The sequence below is a fragment of the Nocardioides aquaticus genome, from assembly GCF_018459925.1.
GTDB classification, from domain to species: domain Bacteria; phylum Actinomycetota; class Actinomycetes; order Propionibacteriales; family Nocardioidaceae; genus Nocardioides; species Nocardioides aquaticus.
Map to the genome: position 1 here is coordinate 49,219 of NZ_CP075371.1, position 12,805 is coordinate 62,023.

The window sequence follows — 12,805 nt, forward strand, 5'->3', positions numbered from 1 at the left end:
CTCAGACCATGCTCACGCGCTGGTAGATCCTCAGCGCGGGACGGGTCAGCAGGCCGAGCTCGTCGAGGAACTCCATCAGGTGCGCACAGCTCGAGCGCATCAGCGTGTGGTGGTGCTCGTTGGCCCGCGCCGCGGCCACCGCGCGCTGCGGGTCGAGCCCCGCCGCGGCGTAGACACCCTCGTTGACCATGTTGGACACGATCTGCTGGGCGGCGATCGCGATCACCAGCGCCGACAGCCTCCGCCGGCGCGGGCTGGCGCCCTCGATCCGCTCGCGCATCTCCTGCCGCGCGAACTTCATGTGCCGGGACTCCTCGACCACGTGGATCCTGCTGGTCGTCCGCACGATCGGCAGCACCTGCTCGCCGCGCATCCAGTCGCGCTGCATCACGTCGAGCACCTCCTCGGCCACGAGGATCCCGCCGTAGGCGACCTCGGCGGCGGCGAGGCTCTTGAAACCGCGGCCGAGGGCGATGCTGGCCCGGCGCGGGAAGTAGGCACCGATCCCCATCGTCGAGCAGGCCCGGGCGAACATGATGGAGTGCCGGCACTCGTCGGCGATCTCGGTCAGCGCGAACTGGAAGTCCGGCTCCGCGTAGTCGCTGCAGTACTGGTCGCGCAGCACCATCTGCTGGAGGATCATCTCGAACCAGATCCCGGTGCTCATGATCGAGGCGACCTCGTGCCGGGTCAGCGTGACGCGCTGTGCGTGGGTCATCTCCTCCCACAGGTCCGTGCCGTAGAGCGTGCTCCACTCCGGGTTCAGCCCGAAGTGGTCGGGGTCCAGCGGGGTGTCCCAGTCGACCTCGGTGGTCGGGTCGTAGGACAGCGCCGCGGCGGAGTCGAGCAGTCGCTGCGAGGAGTCGCGGGTGCCGGGCTGGGGAGCGGTCGTGGTCATCGGGAGGACCTCCAGGAGCTGGTGGGTGCCGGTCGGGAGCAGTTGGTGCGACGCCGTGTCCGGTAGGGGGTACGACGCGTATCGACTACCTAGACGGTACAGCGCGTACCCCCTGTCCGGGCAAGCGTTTGCACGAGTGAGCCGGGTAACCTCGCGAAGGTGTCGACCCCGCCCGCCGAGCCCGCGTCCCCGGCGCTGGCCGACGGCCGGGCCGTGCGCTGGAGCGGGCAGCAGCAGCGGCGCCGCGAGGAGTTCGTCGAGGCCGCGCTGGTGGCGATCGCCGAGCACGGCGCGGACGTCTCGACCGAGCAGATCGCGGCGCAGGCGGGGGTCGCGCGGACCCGGCTCTACCGCCACTTCGCGGGCGCCGGCGAGCTCAACCAGGCCATCGCCGCGCGCGCGGAGGCGATGATCCTGGAGGGCCTCGCCCCGTCCTGGGACGCCTCGACGAGCCCGATGACGATCATCCGCTCCGCGGTGACCACCCACCTGCAGTGGCTGACCGAGCACCACGGCCTCTACCGCTACCTCGTGCGGCACTCGGTCACGACGGCAGCCGGGGAGAACGTCGTCACCGACGTCAAGCGGCTCATCTCGGACCTGCTGATCCGCCTGCTCGACCACTTCGTCGACCTGCTGGGGCTCGACGTCAAGGTCACCCAGCCGCTGTCCTTCGGCCTGGTCGGGTTCGTCGACGCCGCGGCCGGGCGCTGGGTCGAGGACCCGCGCGGGGTCTCCCTCGAGGAGATGGTCGACCTGCTGGCCGGGTGGATCTGGTCCCTGCTCGACGCCGTGCTGGGCGACGTCGGCCTCGACATCGACCCGTCGGTCCCGCTGGAGCTCGACCCGGTCGACTGAGGGCGGGCCCGGGGCCCGCCGCCCGGCGCGGCGTCACTCGCCGAGCGTGGTCTCCAGGTCGCGGAGGTAGCCCGCGAACCCGCGCCCGACCCGGCCGTACCGGCGCCCCGAGGTGACCGCGGGCAGGCCGGCGGCCTCGTGGACGCCGTGGGCGCGGAGCGCGTCCACGAGCAGGACGTCCTCGTGCTCGGCGACCGGCGGGAACCCGCCGACGGCGTCGTGGGCGGCCAGCCGGACCCCGAGGTTGGCCCCGTGCACGGCGACCGGTGCGGCGGGTCCGTGCCTCAGGAGCCAGGCGGCGTACGTCGTGGGGTCGAGGTCGCGCTCGTCCGGCACGACGGCGCCGAGGACCAGCCCGGCACCCGCGTCCGCGGCGGCCACCTGCTGCACCAGCCAGCCCGGGGGCACCACGGTGTCGGCGTCGGTGGAGGCGACCCACACCGCCCCGGGCGGCAGCGGCCCCAGGGCGTCGACGGCGGCGCGGACGCCCTCGCGCCGCGCGGTCCCGACGCTGCGGGCGGTCACGACCAGGGTCGCCACCCCGGCCCGCGCGGCGACCTCGGCCGTGCCGTCTGTGCACGAGTCGAGCACGACCAGCGTCGTGGCGGTCAGGTGCGGGCACGCCTCCCGCAGGGCCGTGACCGACGCCGCGACCGCGTCCAGGCAGCGTCCGACCAGCTCCTCCTCGTCGTGGGCCGGGACGACCACGACGACGGCCCGCACCGGGGTCGGCAGGGTGACGGCCTCAGTCATGCGGGTCGGGCAGGACGTCGTGGCCGAGGACCAGCATCGCGACGTCGCGGTCGGCGTAGGTCGCGGCCACCGGCAGGACGGCGGTGAAGGCGGCGTGGACGTCCGCGCCGTCCAGGGGCCAGCCCTCGACGGGGTGCCGCCAGTGCGCCAGGACGACGACGCCCCCGGGCGCCAGGTCGGCGGCGACCCGGGCGACCAGGCCCTCGAGCGCGGCGGGGGAGAGGAAGTAGCCCACCTCGGAGACCACGACGAGGTCCCACGGCCCGGGGGGCTGGTCGTCGGGGACCGCCCCGGCCAGCAGGCGCACCCCGGTGCCGGCGGGGTCGGTGTCGAGGCGGGTGCGCGCCAGCGCCAGCGCGTGCGGGCTGGGGTCGAGCGCGGTGAGGTGGTCGCAGCGGGTGGCCAGGGCGAGGGTCGTCGCGCCGGTGGAGCAGCCGACCTCGAGCGCGGAGGCGTACCGGCGGTGCGGCAGCAGGGCCAGCAGCAGGGCGCGCTTGCGCTGCTCGTACCACCGTCGGTCGACTCCCCAGGGGTCGTCGGCCGCGGCGTGCAGCCGGTCCAGGTCGGGGTCGGCGGCCGGCTCCCGGACGAGGACCTCCACCTCGCCCGCGGAGTGCGCCAGCAGGGCCGGGCCGAGCAGCACCTCGTCGCCGGGCTGGTCCGAGAGGGGCTCGACCTGGGTGCGGTGCGCGCGGACGGCGAGGGTCTTGGCCGCGACCGCGGCGGGGTCGAGGCGGAGCGCGGTGAACCGGTGCCAGGGGGCGTCGTCGGGGGCGGCCCAGTGCCAGAACCAGACGGCGTACTCCAGCAGGTCGGCCCCGCAGCGGACGGCCGCGGCGGCGCCGGCGCGGCCGACGGCCTCGTGGTCGGGGTGGCCGTCGCTGCGCCACGGCGCGACCACCAGCGTCCGCCGCCCGTCCCCGACGACGTCGACCACCGCGGCGGCCACGGTGCCCTCGTGGTCCGCGACCCCGCCGTCGGGCAGCCCGAGCAGGAGGGGCACGCAGCCGGGCGCCAGCGCGTCGACGGCGGCGTGCGACTCCTCGGTACGGCGCGCCGCGAGCCGGTCGGCGGTGTGGGTCGGCGAGTGCGGGTGGCTGGCCTCGCCGGAGGTGGCCACGACGACGGCGACGTCGAGGCCGCGGGCGTGCGCGGTGGACAGCAGGCCTCCGGCGCCGAGGGTCTCGTCGTCGGGGTGCGCGGCCAGCACGACCACCCGGTCCGCCCCGGCGAGCGGGTCGTCGGCGTCCTCGAGGAGAGCGGCCCAGCGGGGGTCGGCGCGCCAGGCGGCGGCCGGGGTGCCCTCCCGGTCGTGGGTGAAGGTCACCACGGCGGGGAGGAGGGGTCGCGCTCGAGCAGGGCGGCGCCCAGGGCGGCCTGGTCCCGCTCGGCGTGGTGCTGGCGGAGGTAGAGCGCGAGGTCCGCGACCCGCCGCGCGTGCCGGGCCTCGTGGGCCAGCGGGCCGGGGCCGAGCGCGTGGGCCAGGCGACGGGAGACCTCCTCGCAGGTGTCGGCGACCACCTGGCGCACCCGCGCGGCGAGCAGCGCCCCGTCGGCTCCGGTCGCCCGGCCGGCGTCGATCTCGGCGGCCGCGGTGACGAGCACCGACCGGGCGCCGGCCAGGGCGGCGTCGACCGCGCCGAGGTGCACCAGCGCCACCTGGTCGGGCTGCCGGGTGCGGCACTGGTCGTGCAGCCGACGGGCAAGGGCGACCGCCCCGCCGTACCAGACCGCGGCCACGCCGGCGCCGCCCCAGGCGAAGCCCGGGCGGTCGAGGTACCAGCCGACCGGCCCGACCGGGGTGGCCGGCACGGCGTCGAGGGCCAGGGTCGAGGTCGTCACCTCGGCCAGGGCGTAGGCCGACCAGGCGCCGTCCTCCACCACCACGCCGGGCTGCCGGGTCGCCACCGAGAACATCGCCCGGTCGTGCTCGCCCACCCAGGCGGTGACCAGGCCGTGGCTCACCTCGCCGGCCAGCGAGCACCACGGCTTGCGGCCCGACAGGCGCCACCCGCCGGGGGCGTCGTGGTCGGGCACGGCGTCGAGGCGGGCGTGCGGCGCCTCGGCGGCCCACACCCCGTACGACGCGCCCTCCTCGATCGCCGTCGGCCGGTCGGGGGCCTGGTCCAGCACGGCAAGCGCGTCGAGGTGCGGCTCGAGGACCCGGCCCAGGGCGAGGTCCACCGCGGCGACCGTCGCCAGCTGCTCCCAGTGCTCGAGGGTCCGCCCGCCGCCGGGCAGGGGCGCGTGGCGGCCGACCCCGACCGCCCAGGCGACCGCCTCGGCGACGGGTGCGCGCACGAGGGCCTCGGCGCCGGCGGCGAGGTCGATCAGGTCGGTCAGGTCGGCGAGGTCGCTCGGGTCGGGCGTCGTGGCGGCGAGCCGGACGGGCACGGGCGCGGCGGGGGGCGCGGAGGAGGGCACGCTCCCCACTGTGGTCGCTGGCGGCGGGACCGACCCCATCCCTGGGTACCCGACCGGGCGGAGTGGGTGGGCGTGTCCTGGGGCGGGTGGGTCAGTGGGTCGCGGCAGCGCCCCGGCGCGAGGTGACGAGCGTCTTCACCGCGACGATCAGCGCGCCCAGCAGCGCGCCGACGAGGGCGGACGCGGCGGTGTTGACCAGCCAGCCGAGCACGCCGCCGAGGACCGGGACGGCGTCGTGGACCGCGACCTCGAGGTGGTGGACCAGGTCGTACGGACCGCTGACCCCCAGGTCCTTGAGGCCGACCAGCTCGATGTGGCCGCCCACCCACAGCATCGCGGCCGTGCCGACCACGGAGATGACCGACAGCACCTTCGGCATCGCGCGGACCAGCCCGGAGCCGAACCGGCCGGCGGCGCTGTCGGCGCCGCGGCGCTCGACCAGGGCCAGGCCCAGGTCGTCCATCTTCACGATCGCCGCGACCGCGCCGTAGACGACGACGGTGATGAAGAGCGCCACCACGACCAGGATCACCAGGCGGGAGAGGAACCCCTCCGAGGCGATCTCGTTCAGCGCGATCACCATGATCTCGGCCGACAGGATCAGGTCGGTGCGGACCGCGCCGGAGACCACCTCGTCCTCGGACTTCTCCCGCGGGTCCTCGGCGTGGTGGGCGCCGTGGCCCAGTGCGTGCCAGACCTTCTCGGCGCCCTCGTAGCAGAGGTAGGCGCCGCCGAGCATCAGGATCGGGGTCAGCGCCCACGGCAGGAACTCGCTCAGCAGCAGCGCCGCCGGGAGGATGAACAGCAGCTTGTTGCGGATCGACCCGATCGCGATCCGCTTGATGATCGGCACCTCGCGCGCCGCGGCGAGCCCGCGGACGTACTGCGGGGTGACCGCCGCGTCGTCGACCACGACACCGGCCGCCTTCGCCGACGCGCGCGCCGCGGCGGCCCCCACGTCGTCGACCGACGCCGCGGCGAGACGGGCCAGCGCGGCCACGTCGTCGAGCAGGCCGAAGAGCCCGGCGCTCATCGTGCGGTCCGTCGGGCGGTGGGGGCGGGGTGCGGGGAGGTCACGGCACCATCATGGCCCGAAGAGCCGAGACCGTGTGGCCCTCCACGGGGGTCAGTCGCGTCGTGCCGCCTCGTCGAAGGCGGCGGCCGCACCCCGCAGGAAGCGGTGGACCACGGCGCGGTCGTGGTCGTCGAGGTCGGCGTCCAGCGTGGCCAGGTGGCCGAGCATCGGACCGAGGTGGGTCAGCACGTCGGCGCGACCGTCGTCGGTGAGCTCCACGACCGTGCGCCGCCGGTCGGCCGGGTGCGGGTGGCGCGCCACGTGGCCCTTGGCGCTGAGCCGGTCCACGACACCGGTCGAGGCCGCCGTGCTCACCTCGAGCAGCCGGGCCAGCTCGGCCGGCCCCGCCGCCTCGCGGGCGAGGTGCTCCAGGGCCTGCATCTCGTGGTCGTTGACGCCGAGCCTGCGGGCCAGCTCGTGGCGGTAGCGCGCGGAGGCGTCGACGAGGTCGCGGACCAGCTGGGCGGTCGGCGGGGGCTCGGGAGGGCGGGTGCCGATTTTGTTTCACCAACTTAACTACTAGGCTGCTGAACGACATCGTACCGCCGCACCCAGGAGCCACCCGTGCCCGCACGCACCGAACCCACCTCCCGACGCGCGACCGGTCCCGTCATCGGTCTGGTCACCGGGCGACGGACGGCCGCGGTGGTCGCCCTCGTCCCGCTCCTGCTCGCGGTCCTCGCGATCGTGTTCCTCGGCGAGGGCGAGCGGACCCCGAGCTCGACCGACAACGTGCCGGCCGGCCTCGACTCGACCCTCGGGACGGAGCTGCGCGACGAGCTCCCCGCCGGTGACACCAGCGCGGCCGTGGTGGTGCTGACCGCCGACGAGGGCACCTTCGACCGGGCTGCCGTCCGCGCGCTCACGGGACTCGCCGACGACCTCGGCGCGGTGCCCGCCGGACCGGACGGGTCGTTGCAGGTGGCCGAGGACGGCACGGCGGCCCTGGCCGTGGTGCCGCTCGACAGCGGCTCGGCCACCGAGACCGCCACGGCGGTGGGCGACCTTCGCGACCGGATCGACGGGGCCGTCCCGGACGGCGTCACCGGGCAGGTCACCGGACCGGCGGCGGTGCAGGCCGACCTGGCCGCGGTGTTCGACGGGGCGGACTTCCGGCTGCTCGGCGCGACCGCCCTGGTGGTGGCGATCCTGCTGATCCTCACCTACCGCAGCCCGATCCTCTGGGTGATCCCGCTCGCGGTGGTCGGCGTGGCCGACCGGCTCGCCGCGGTGCTCTCGACCCAGGCCATGGAGGTCCTGGGCGTGGCCTGGGACGAGTCGACGGTGGGCATCCTCTCGGTGCTGGTGTTCGGCGCCGGCACCGACTACGCCTTGCTGCTGATCTCGCGCTACCGCGACGAGCTCAAGGTCGAGGAGTCGCGGCACCGCGCGATGGCGACCGCGGTGCGGCGCACGGCCGAGGCGGTGGTCGCCAGCTCGGTGACCGTGCTGCTCGGGCTGCTGACCCTGCTGCTCTCCCTCGTGCCGACGACCCGCGGCCTCGGACTGGCGTGCGCCATCGGCATCGTGATCGCCGCGACGTTCGCGCTCGTGGTGCTGCCGGCCGCCCTGGTGTGCTTCGGTCGGTGGGTGTTCTGGCCGCGCGTGCCGCGGGTGGGGCAGGCCGCGCTCGCCGACACCGACACCGTCTGGCACCGCGTGGGCGACCGGGTCGCCCGCCGACCGGGCGCCTTCGTGGCCGGCACGCTGGTCGTGCTCGCGATCCTGGCCGCCGGGGTCCTGCGCATCGACACCGGCCTCGGCACCGACGAGCAGTTCCTGCAGGAGCCGGAGGCGATCAGTGCCGCCACCCGGCTGGCGGAGTCGTTCCCGGCCGGCGTCTCCGACCCGGCGCAGGTGCTCACCCGGGCCCCCGCCGAGCAGGTGCTGGCGGCGGTCGAGGGCGTGCCCGGCGTCGGTGCGGCCGAGGTCGCCCAGGAGGGCGCCGGCGTCGCCCAGCTCGACGTCGTCCTCGAGGGCGAGCCCGGCAGCGAGGAGACGGCCGCGACCGTGGCCGGGCTGCGCGAGGCCCTGTCCGGCTTCGACGACACCCACGTGACCGGCACCGAGGCCGAGGCCGTCGACGCGAAGGACGGGGCCGCCCGGGACCGGTGGGTGATCTTCCCGCTGATCCTGGTGCTGGTCCTGGGCGCGCTGCTGCTCCTGCTGCGCTCGGTGGTCGCCCCGGTGCTGCTGGTGCTGACGGTCGTGGCCACCTACGCCGCCGCGCTCGGGGCGTCCTGGTGGGTCTTCACCGGGCTGCTGGGCTTCAGCGCGATCGACACCGGGGTGCCGTTGTTCGCGTTCCTGTTCCTCGTCGCGCTCGGCGTCGACTACAACATCTTCCTGGTCACCCGGGCGCGCGAGGAGGCGGCGACGCACGGCTCGCGCCAGGGCATGCTGCGAGCGCTGGCGGCGACCGGCGGCGTGATCACCAGCGCCGGGATCCTGCTGGCCGCGGTCTTCGCGGTGCTGGGGGTGCTGCCCCTGGTGCTGCTGGCGCAGCTCGGCACGATCATCGGTCTCGGGGTCCTGCTGGACACCCTGGTCGTCAGGACCGTCCTGGTGCCGGCCCTGGCGGTGCGGCTCGGCGACCGGTTCTGGTGGCCGGCCCGTCCGGGACCGGTCGGCTGACGGCGACGCGGTCCGGCAGCTCGGCCGCCCCGGCCGGGCCTCAGTAGTCCTGGTCGCTCTCGTGCCGGTGGTCCGGGGCCACCCGCTGCAGGTGCACCCGCCGGGTCAGCCGGATCGCCGGACGCACGGCGAGCTGGATGCTGCCGATCAGGAAGCACCAGGTGCCGACGTCGGTGGTCTCGGGTGAGAAGAACAGCACGCTGCCGACGATGAACCAGGCCGCCACGAGCAGGTCGTTCAGGATGGAGACGACCTCGTAGCGCTGGCGCAGCACGAGCTCGTCGCGGGTGAAGGGCAGGGGTACGTCCACCGCGCGAGGCTACGGCCCCCGGTCCCGAGCGACCTGCGGGACCCGTGATCGCCGGGGTGCCGGGGGGTGGGGCCGGTTCAGGGCACGATGAGCACCATGACCTCTGCCGACCACCCCCGCGGACCGTCCCCGGACGACGACGCAGCTCCTGACCCGCAGCGGCCGCGCGGCACGCCGCAGGAGCGTCAGGACGACGCCGACCCGACCGGTGACGTCGACAGCGTCACGGCCTCGGCCCGGGCGCTCGACCCCCGCGCGATGGCCTCCGGCGTACGCCGCCTCTCGACGTGGACGCTGCGTCTGCTCGTCCTCGTGGTCGGCGCGATCGTGCTGGGCATGCTGGTCGGCAAGCTGTGGAGCATCCTGCTCCCGCTGGTGCTGGCCCTGGTGCTGACCACCGTCCTCGAGCCGCCGGTCCGGCTGCTCGAGCGGCGGTTCCGGGTCCCGCGGACCCTGGCCTCGGCCGCCGTGGTGGTCCTGTTCGTGGCGGTCTTCGGCGGGATCATCTCGCTGCTGGCCCCGACGGCCAGCGACGAGGTGGTCGAGCTGTCGCTGAGCGCGTCGAAGGGGCTCAGCGACCTGGAGTCCTTCGTGGCCGACCTGGGCGTGGGCGTGACCGACGCGCAGATCGAGTCGGTCGTGACCGCCGCCCAGGAGCGGCTGCAGGCCAGCGCCGCGACGATCGCGTCGGGCGTCCTGGTCGGCCTCGGGGCGATCGCCAACCTGCTGATCAACGCGGTGGTGACGTTGGTGCTGACGTTCTTCTTCCTCAAGGACGGCGGACGCTTCCTGCCGTTCCTGCGGCGCTGGACCAGCCCCACGGCCGGTCACCACCTGATCGAGGTGACGACCCGGTCGTGGATCACGCTCGGCAGCTTCGTGCGCACCCAGGCGCTGGTCGGTCTGATCGACGCCTTCTTCATCGGCGCCGGGCTGCTGGTGCTCGGCGTGCCGCTCGCGCTGCCGCTGGCCGTGATCACGTTCCTGGCCGCCTTCGCGCCGATCGTCGGGGCCGTGACGGTCGGCGCACTGGCCGTGCTGGTCGCCCTCGCGGCCAACGGGTGGGTCACCGCGCTGATCGTGCTGGGGATCGTGCTGGCGGTCCAGCAGCTCGAGGGCAACGTGCTGCTCCCGTGGCTCCAGGGCCGGAGCCTGGACCTCCACGCCGGCGTGGTGCTGCTCGCGATCGTGCTGGGCTCCACGCTCTTCGGCGTGATCGGGGCCTTCTTGGCCGTGCCGGCCGCCGCCGTGGCGGTCGTGGTCGCGCGCTACCTGCACGAACAGGCCAGCGCCGAGCCGGTCGCCGACATCGTGCGGCGTGAGGAAGCCGCGCGGGAGTGAGCCGCCTGGGAGTGAGCCGCCCGGGAGTGAGCCGCCCGGGAGTGAGCTGCGGGCCGGCCCGGCGACCCCGGGAACGAGGAAGACCTCCCCTTCCGGCGCCGTGGCGTCGGGAGTGGGAGGTCCGGGTGCTCGGTCGAGCGCCGCGAACGGCGCCGGATCAGCGCTGGGTCAGGCCGAGGCCGACCGAGAGCGTCTCGGTGAGCGAGGTGCGTCGGGGGGAGCGCGCGAGGTTTGCGACGCGGGCGAAGCGGGTGCTGCGGGCCCGCGACTGCGTGCCGGAGGAGTGGCGCGAGACGACGGGGGTGGAGTCGAACATGGTTCTCAGATCCTTAGGTTCACTGGTCGGTGTAGACATGACTGTACACAGGTCGGTGTAGCGTGGACAAGATGACGGACCACGACACGCCGGGTGATCTCGACCACGTCGTCACCGAAACCCCTGCCGAGGGTGTCCCGGAGGCGGACCCGACCACCCCCGAGCGGATCGTCGCGGCCGCGGCCCGTTGCTTCTACCGCGACGGGATCTACTCCACGGGGGTCGACGCCCTGGCCGCCGAGGCTGGGATCTCCAAGCGCACGCTCTACAACCACTTCCCCAGCAAGGACGGCGTGATCGCGGCCTACCTGCGCCAGCGCGAGGAGCAGTGGCAGGACAAGCTGCACGGGATCTGGGAGGAGGTCGGCGACGACCCGGCCCTGCAGGTCGTGGCCTACGTCCGCGGCTACGCCCACCCGGTCGAGGACGAGGTGTTCCGGGGCAGCGCCTTCATCAACGCCGCCGCCGAGCTCTCCGACAGCGAGCACGAGGCGCTGGGGGTGATCCAGGAGTCGATGAAGCACATGGAGGACGGCCTGGAGCGCATCCTGGCCACCGCCGGGGTCCGGGACGCGGCCGCGGTCGCCACCCGGATCCTCTACCTGGTCGAGGGGGCCGTCGCCGTCGGCGGCGTCCGTCGCGACGAGAGCTGCCTGCGCGACGCGGAGTACTTCATCGAGCTGCTCCTCGAGGAGTGCGGCCTGTCGGTCGAGGCCGTGCGCGCCGCCAGCTGACCCGCCGAGATGACCCTCGCGGACAGCCGAGATGACGCTCGCGGCGCCTCGAGGTGACGCTTGCGGCGCGGTCAGCCGACCCGGTCGCGCTCGGCCACGGCCCGTTCGACCGGCCGCCGCGACCACCAGCCGGCCAGCAGCGAGCCCGACACGTTGTGCCACACCGAGAAGATCGCGGCCGGAAGGGCGGCGGCCGGTGAGAAGTGCACCGTGGCCAGCGTGGCGGCGAGCCCGGAGTTCTGCATGCCCACCTCGATGCTCACCGCGCGGCGGGCGGGGACGTCCAGCCCGGTGAGGCGGGCCAGGCCGTAGCCCACGCCCAGGCCGACCCCGTTGTGCAGCACGACCGCGAGCACCAGCAGCGGCCCCACGGTGAGCACGGTGTCGGCGCTGCCCGCGACCACGATCGCGACCACGGCGGCGATGCCGGCCACCGAGACCAGGGGGAGCGCGTCGAGGACCCGCTCGACCAGGGCCGGGACGACCGTGCGGAGCAGCAGCCCGAGCAGCACCGGGGCGAGCACCACCTGGACGATCGAGACGAAGAGCGCCCCGGCGTCGACCGGCAGGAACTCCCCGGCCAGCCACAGCACCAGCAGCGGCGTCAGCACCGGGGCGAGCAGGGTGGAGAAGGTCGTCATCGCCACCGACAGCGCGGTGTCGCCCTTGGCGAGGAAGACCATGACGTTGCTCGCCGTCCCGCCCGGGGACGCGCCGACCAGCACCATCCCGGCGGCCTGGGTCGGGGAGAGGTCGAGCAGCCGGGCGAGGGCGAAGCCGGTCAGCGGCATCACGAGGTACTGCGCGGCGACCCCGACGCCGAGCGCCCACGGCGTACGGACGACCACGGCGAAGTCGACCGGGCGCAGCGTCATCCCCATCCCGAGCATGATCAGCGCGAGCAGCCAGGGCACCGCGGGCGCGGCCTGGGCGAGGGTGTCGGGGAGGAGCAGCCCGAGCCCGCCCGCGGCGAGCACGAGCACGGCGAACCAGCGACCGGTGAAGGCGCTGGCGCGCTGGAGGACGGGGGTGGAGGACGACGGGCTCACCGGCCCAGGTGACCACACCGCGGGGACGACGACGGGCCACCGCCACATGCTGGCGGTGGCCCGTCGCCGGGTGGTCGGGTCAGCCGACCTGCATCTCGCCGAGCTCGGACCACTCCGTCCCGGGCACCTCGGCGTTGACGATCCGCGGGGTCGCGGCGAGGTACGCCGGCAGCTCGCTGGTCGCCTTCTTGAAGTGGTCGGACTGCACGTGGGCGCCGCCGGCGTCACCGTCGCGGAACGCCTCCACGAGCACGTACTCGTTCGGGTCGGTGACGCTGCGGGACCAGAAGAACCACAGGCAGCCGTCCTCGGCGTTGCAGGCCTCGGTGAACTCGCGGGAGATCTCGGGCCAGTCGTCGGCGTGCTCGGCCTTCACCGAGAAGACGGCGGTGATGAAGATCAAGGGTTTCCTC

At 74.7% G+C, this 12,805-nt stretch carries 14 protein-coding genes; 4 read left to right on the top strand and 10 right to left on the bottom strand.

What is annotated here, in order from left to right:
• Nucleotide 1 precedes the first annotated feature (1 nt).
• A complete protein-coding gene (locus ENKNEFLB_RS00230) occupies nucleotides 2–898 on the bottom strand; it encodes an AurF N-oxygenase family protein (RefSeq protein ID WP_214057367.1) in 897 nt (298 codons plus the stop codon).
• A gap of 159 nt (nucleotides 899–1,057) precedes the next feature.
• Between ENKNEFLB_RS00230 and ENKNEFLB_RS00235 the strand changes: the two genes are divergently transcribed.
• Nucleotides 1,058–1,756: a TetR/AcrR family transcriptional regulator gene (locus ENKNEFLB_RS00235; protein ID WP_214057368.1), complete on the top strand. Its 699-nt coding sequence runs from the start codon at nucleotides 1,058–1,060 to the stop codon at nucleotides 1,754–1,756.
• Between the two features lie 33 nt (nucleotides 1,757–1,789).
• On the opposite strand, the gene ENKNEFLB_RS00240 is transcribed toward ENKNEFLB_RS00235, so the two are convergent.
• The 5 genes from ENKNEFLB_RS00240 to ENKNEFLB_RS00260 form a co-directional block, all read right to left on the bottom strand.
• Entirely contained in the window at nucleotides 1,790–2,509 is a 720-nt protein-coding gene (locus ENKNEFLB_RS00240) for a glycosyltransferase family 2 protein (protein WP_214057369.1), read from the bottom strand.
• Nucleotides 2,502–3,839: a bifunctional PIG-L family deacetylase/class I SAM-dependent methyltransferase gene (locus tag ENKNEFLB_RS00245; RefSeq protein WP_214057370.1), complete on the bottom strand. Its 1,338-nt coding sequence runs from the start codon at nucleotides 3,837–3,839 to the stop codon at nucleotides 2,502–2,504. The genes ENKNEFLB_RS00240 and ENKNEFLB_RS00245 overlap by 8 nt, the downstream gene beginning before the upstream one ends.
• Nucleotides 3,833–4,933 (bottom strand): acyl-CoA dehydrogenase family protein, encoded by a 1,101-nt coding sequence (locus ENKNEFLB_RS00250; protein WP_246535752.1) that lies wholly within the window; start codon nucleotides 4,931–4,933, stop codon nucleotides 3,833–3,835. Before ENKNEFLB_RS00250 ends, ENKNEFLB_RS00245 begins: the two co-directional genes overlap by 7 nt.
• Before the next feature lie 91 nt (nucleotides 4,934–5,024).
• Entirely contained in the window at nucleotides 5,025–5,966 is a 942-nt protein-coding gene (locus ENKNEFLB_RS00255; protein ID WP_214057371.1) for a DUF808 domain-containing protein, read from the bottom strand.
• 93 nt (nucleotides 5,967–6,059) lie between these two features.
• Entirely contained in the window at nucleotides 6,060–6,506 is a 447-nt protein-coding gene (locus ENKNEFLB_RS00260) for a MarR family winged helix-turn-helix transcriptional regulator (RefSeq protein WP_338040974.1), read from the bottom strand.
• Nucleotides 6,507–6,572: 66 nt separating this feature from the next.
• Here ENKNEFLB_RS00260 and ENKNEFLB_RS00265 point away from each other — a divergent pair, with 66 nt between their 5' ends.
• Nucleotides 6,573–8,642, top strand: coding sequence for an MMPL family transporter (locus ENKNEFLB_RS00265; RefSeq protein ID WP_246535753.1), 2,070 nt, complete (start codon nucleotides 6,573–6,575; stop codon nucleotides 8,640–8,642).
• Between the two features lie 40 nt (nucleotides 8,643–8,682).
• Here the strand turns inward: ENKNEFLB_RS00265 and ENKNEFLB_RS00270 are convergent, their stop codons facing one another.
• Nucleotides 8,683–8,952, bottom strand: coding sequence for a YrhK family protein (locus ENKNEFLB_RS00270; protein WP_214057373.1), 270 nt, complete (start codon nucleotides 8,950–8,952; stop codon nucleotides 8,683–8,685).
• A gap of 96 nt (nucleotides 8,953–9,048) precedes the next feature.
• On the opposite strand from ENKNEFLB_RS00270, the gene ENKNEFLB_RS00275 reads away from it, so the two are divergent.
• Entirely contained in the window at nucleotides 9,049–10,293 is a 1,245-nt protein-coding gene (locus tag ENKNEFLB_RS00275) for an AI-2E family transporter (protein WP_214057374.1), read from the top strand.
• Between the two features lie 157 nt (nucleotides 10,294–10,450).
• On the opposite strand, the gene ENKNEFLB_RS00280 is transcribed toward ENKNEFLB_RS00275, so the two are convergent.
• Nucleotides 10,451–10,609, bottom strand: coding sequence for a hypothetical protein (locus ENKNEFLB_RS00280; RefSeq protein WP_214057375.1), 159 nt, complete (start codon nucleotides 10,607–10,609; stop codon nucleotides 10,451–10,453).
• A 71-nt stretch (nucleotides 10,610–10,680) separates the two neighbouring features.
• Here ENKNEFLB_RS00280 and ENKNEFLB_RS00285 point away from each other — a divergent pair, with 71 nt between their 5' ends.
• Nucleotides 10,681–11,343, top strand: coding sequence for a TetR/AcrR family transcriptional regulator (locus tag ENKNEFLB_RS00285; protein ID WP_214057376.1), 663 nt, complete (start codon nucleotides 10,681–10,683; stop codon nucleotides 11,341–11,343).
• Between the two features lie 71 nt (nucleotides 11,344–11,414).
• Here ENKNEFLB_RS00285 and ENKNEFLB_RS00290 read toward each other — a convergent pair whose 3' ends face one another.
• On the bottom strand, nucleotides 11,415–12,392 hold the full coding sequence (locus ENKNEFLB_RS00290) for a bile acid:sodium symporter family protein (RefSeq protein ID WP_214057377.1): 978 nt from the start codon (nucleotides 12,390–12,392) through the stop codon (nucleotides 11,415–11,417).
• Between the two features lie 79 nt (nucleotides 12,393–12,471).
• Nucleotides 12,472–12,795 carry a putative quinol monooxygenase gene (locus tag ENKNEFLB_RS00295; RefSeq protein WP_160010476.1) on the bottom strand — a complete coding sequence of 108 codons (324 nt, stop codon included), beginning with the start codon at nucleotides 12,793–12,795 and terminating at the stop codon, nucleotides 12,472–12,474.
• Nucleotides 12,796–12,805 lie beyond the last annotated feature (10 nt).

Bases quoted from the DNA above. Each gene is read 5' to 3' on its own strand.
- ENKNEFLB_RS00230 (WP_214057367.1), bottom strand. From the start codon at position 898: ATGACCACGACCGCTCCCCAGCCCGGCACCCGCGACTCCTCGCAGCGA.
- ENKNEFLB_RS00240 (WP_214057369.1), bottom strand. From the start codon at position 2,509: ATGACTGAGGCCGTCACCCTGCCGACCCCGGTGCGGGCCGTCGTCGTG.
- ENKNEFLB_RS00255 (WP_214057371.1), bottom strand. From the start codon at position 5,966: ATGAGCGCCGGGCTCTTCGGCCTGCTCGACGACGTGGCCGCGCTGGCC.
- ENKNEFLB_RS00275 (WP_214057374.1), top strand. From the start codon at position 9,049: ATGACCTCTGCCGACCACCCCCGCGGACCGTCCCCGGACGACGACGCA.
- ENKNEFLB_RS00280 (WP_214057375.1), bottom strand. From the start codon at position 10,609: ATGTTCGACTCCACCCCCGTCGTCTCGCGCCACTCCTCCGGCACGCAG.
- ENKNEFLB_RS00285 (WP_214057376.1), top strand. From the start codon at position 10,681: ATGACGGACCACGACACGCCGGGTGATCTCGACCACGTCGTCACCGAA.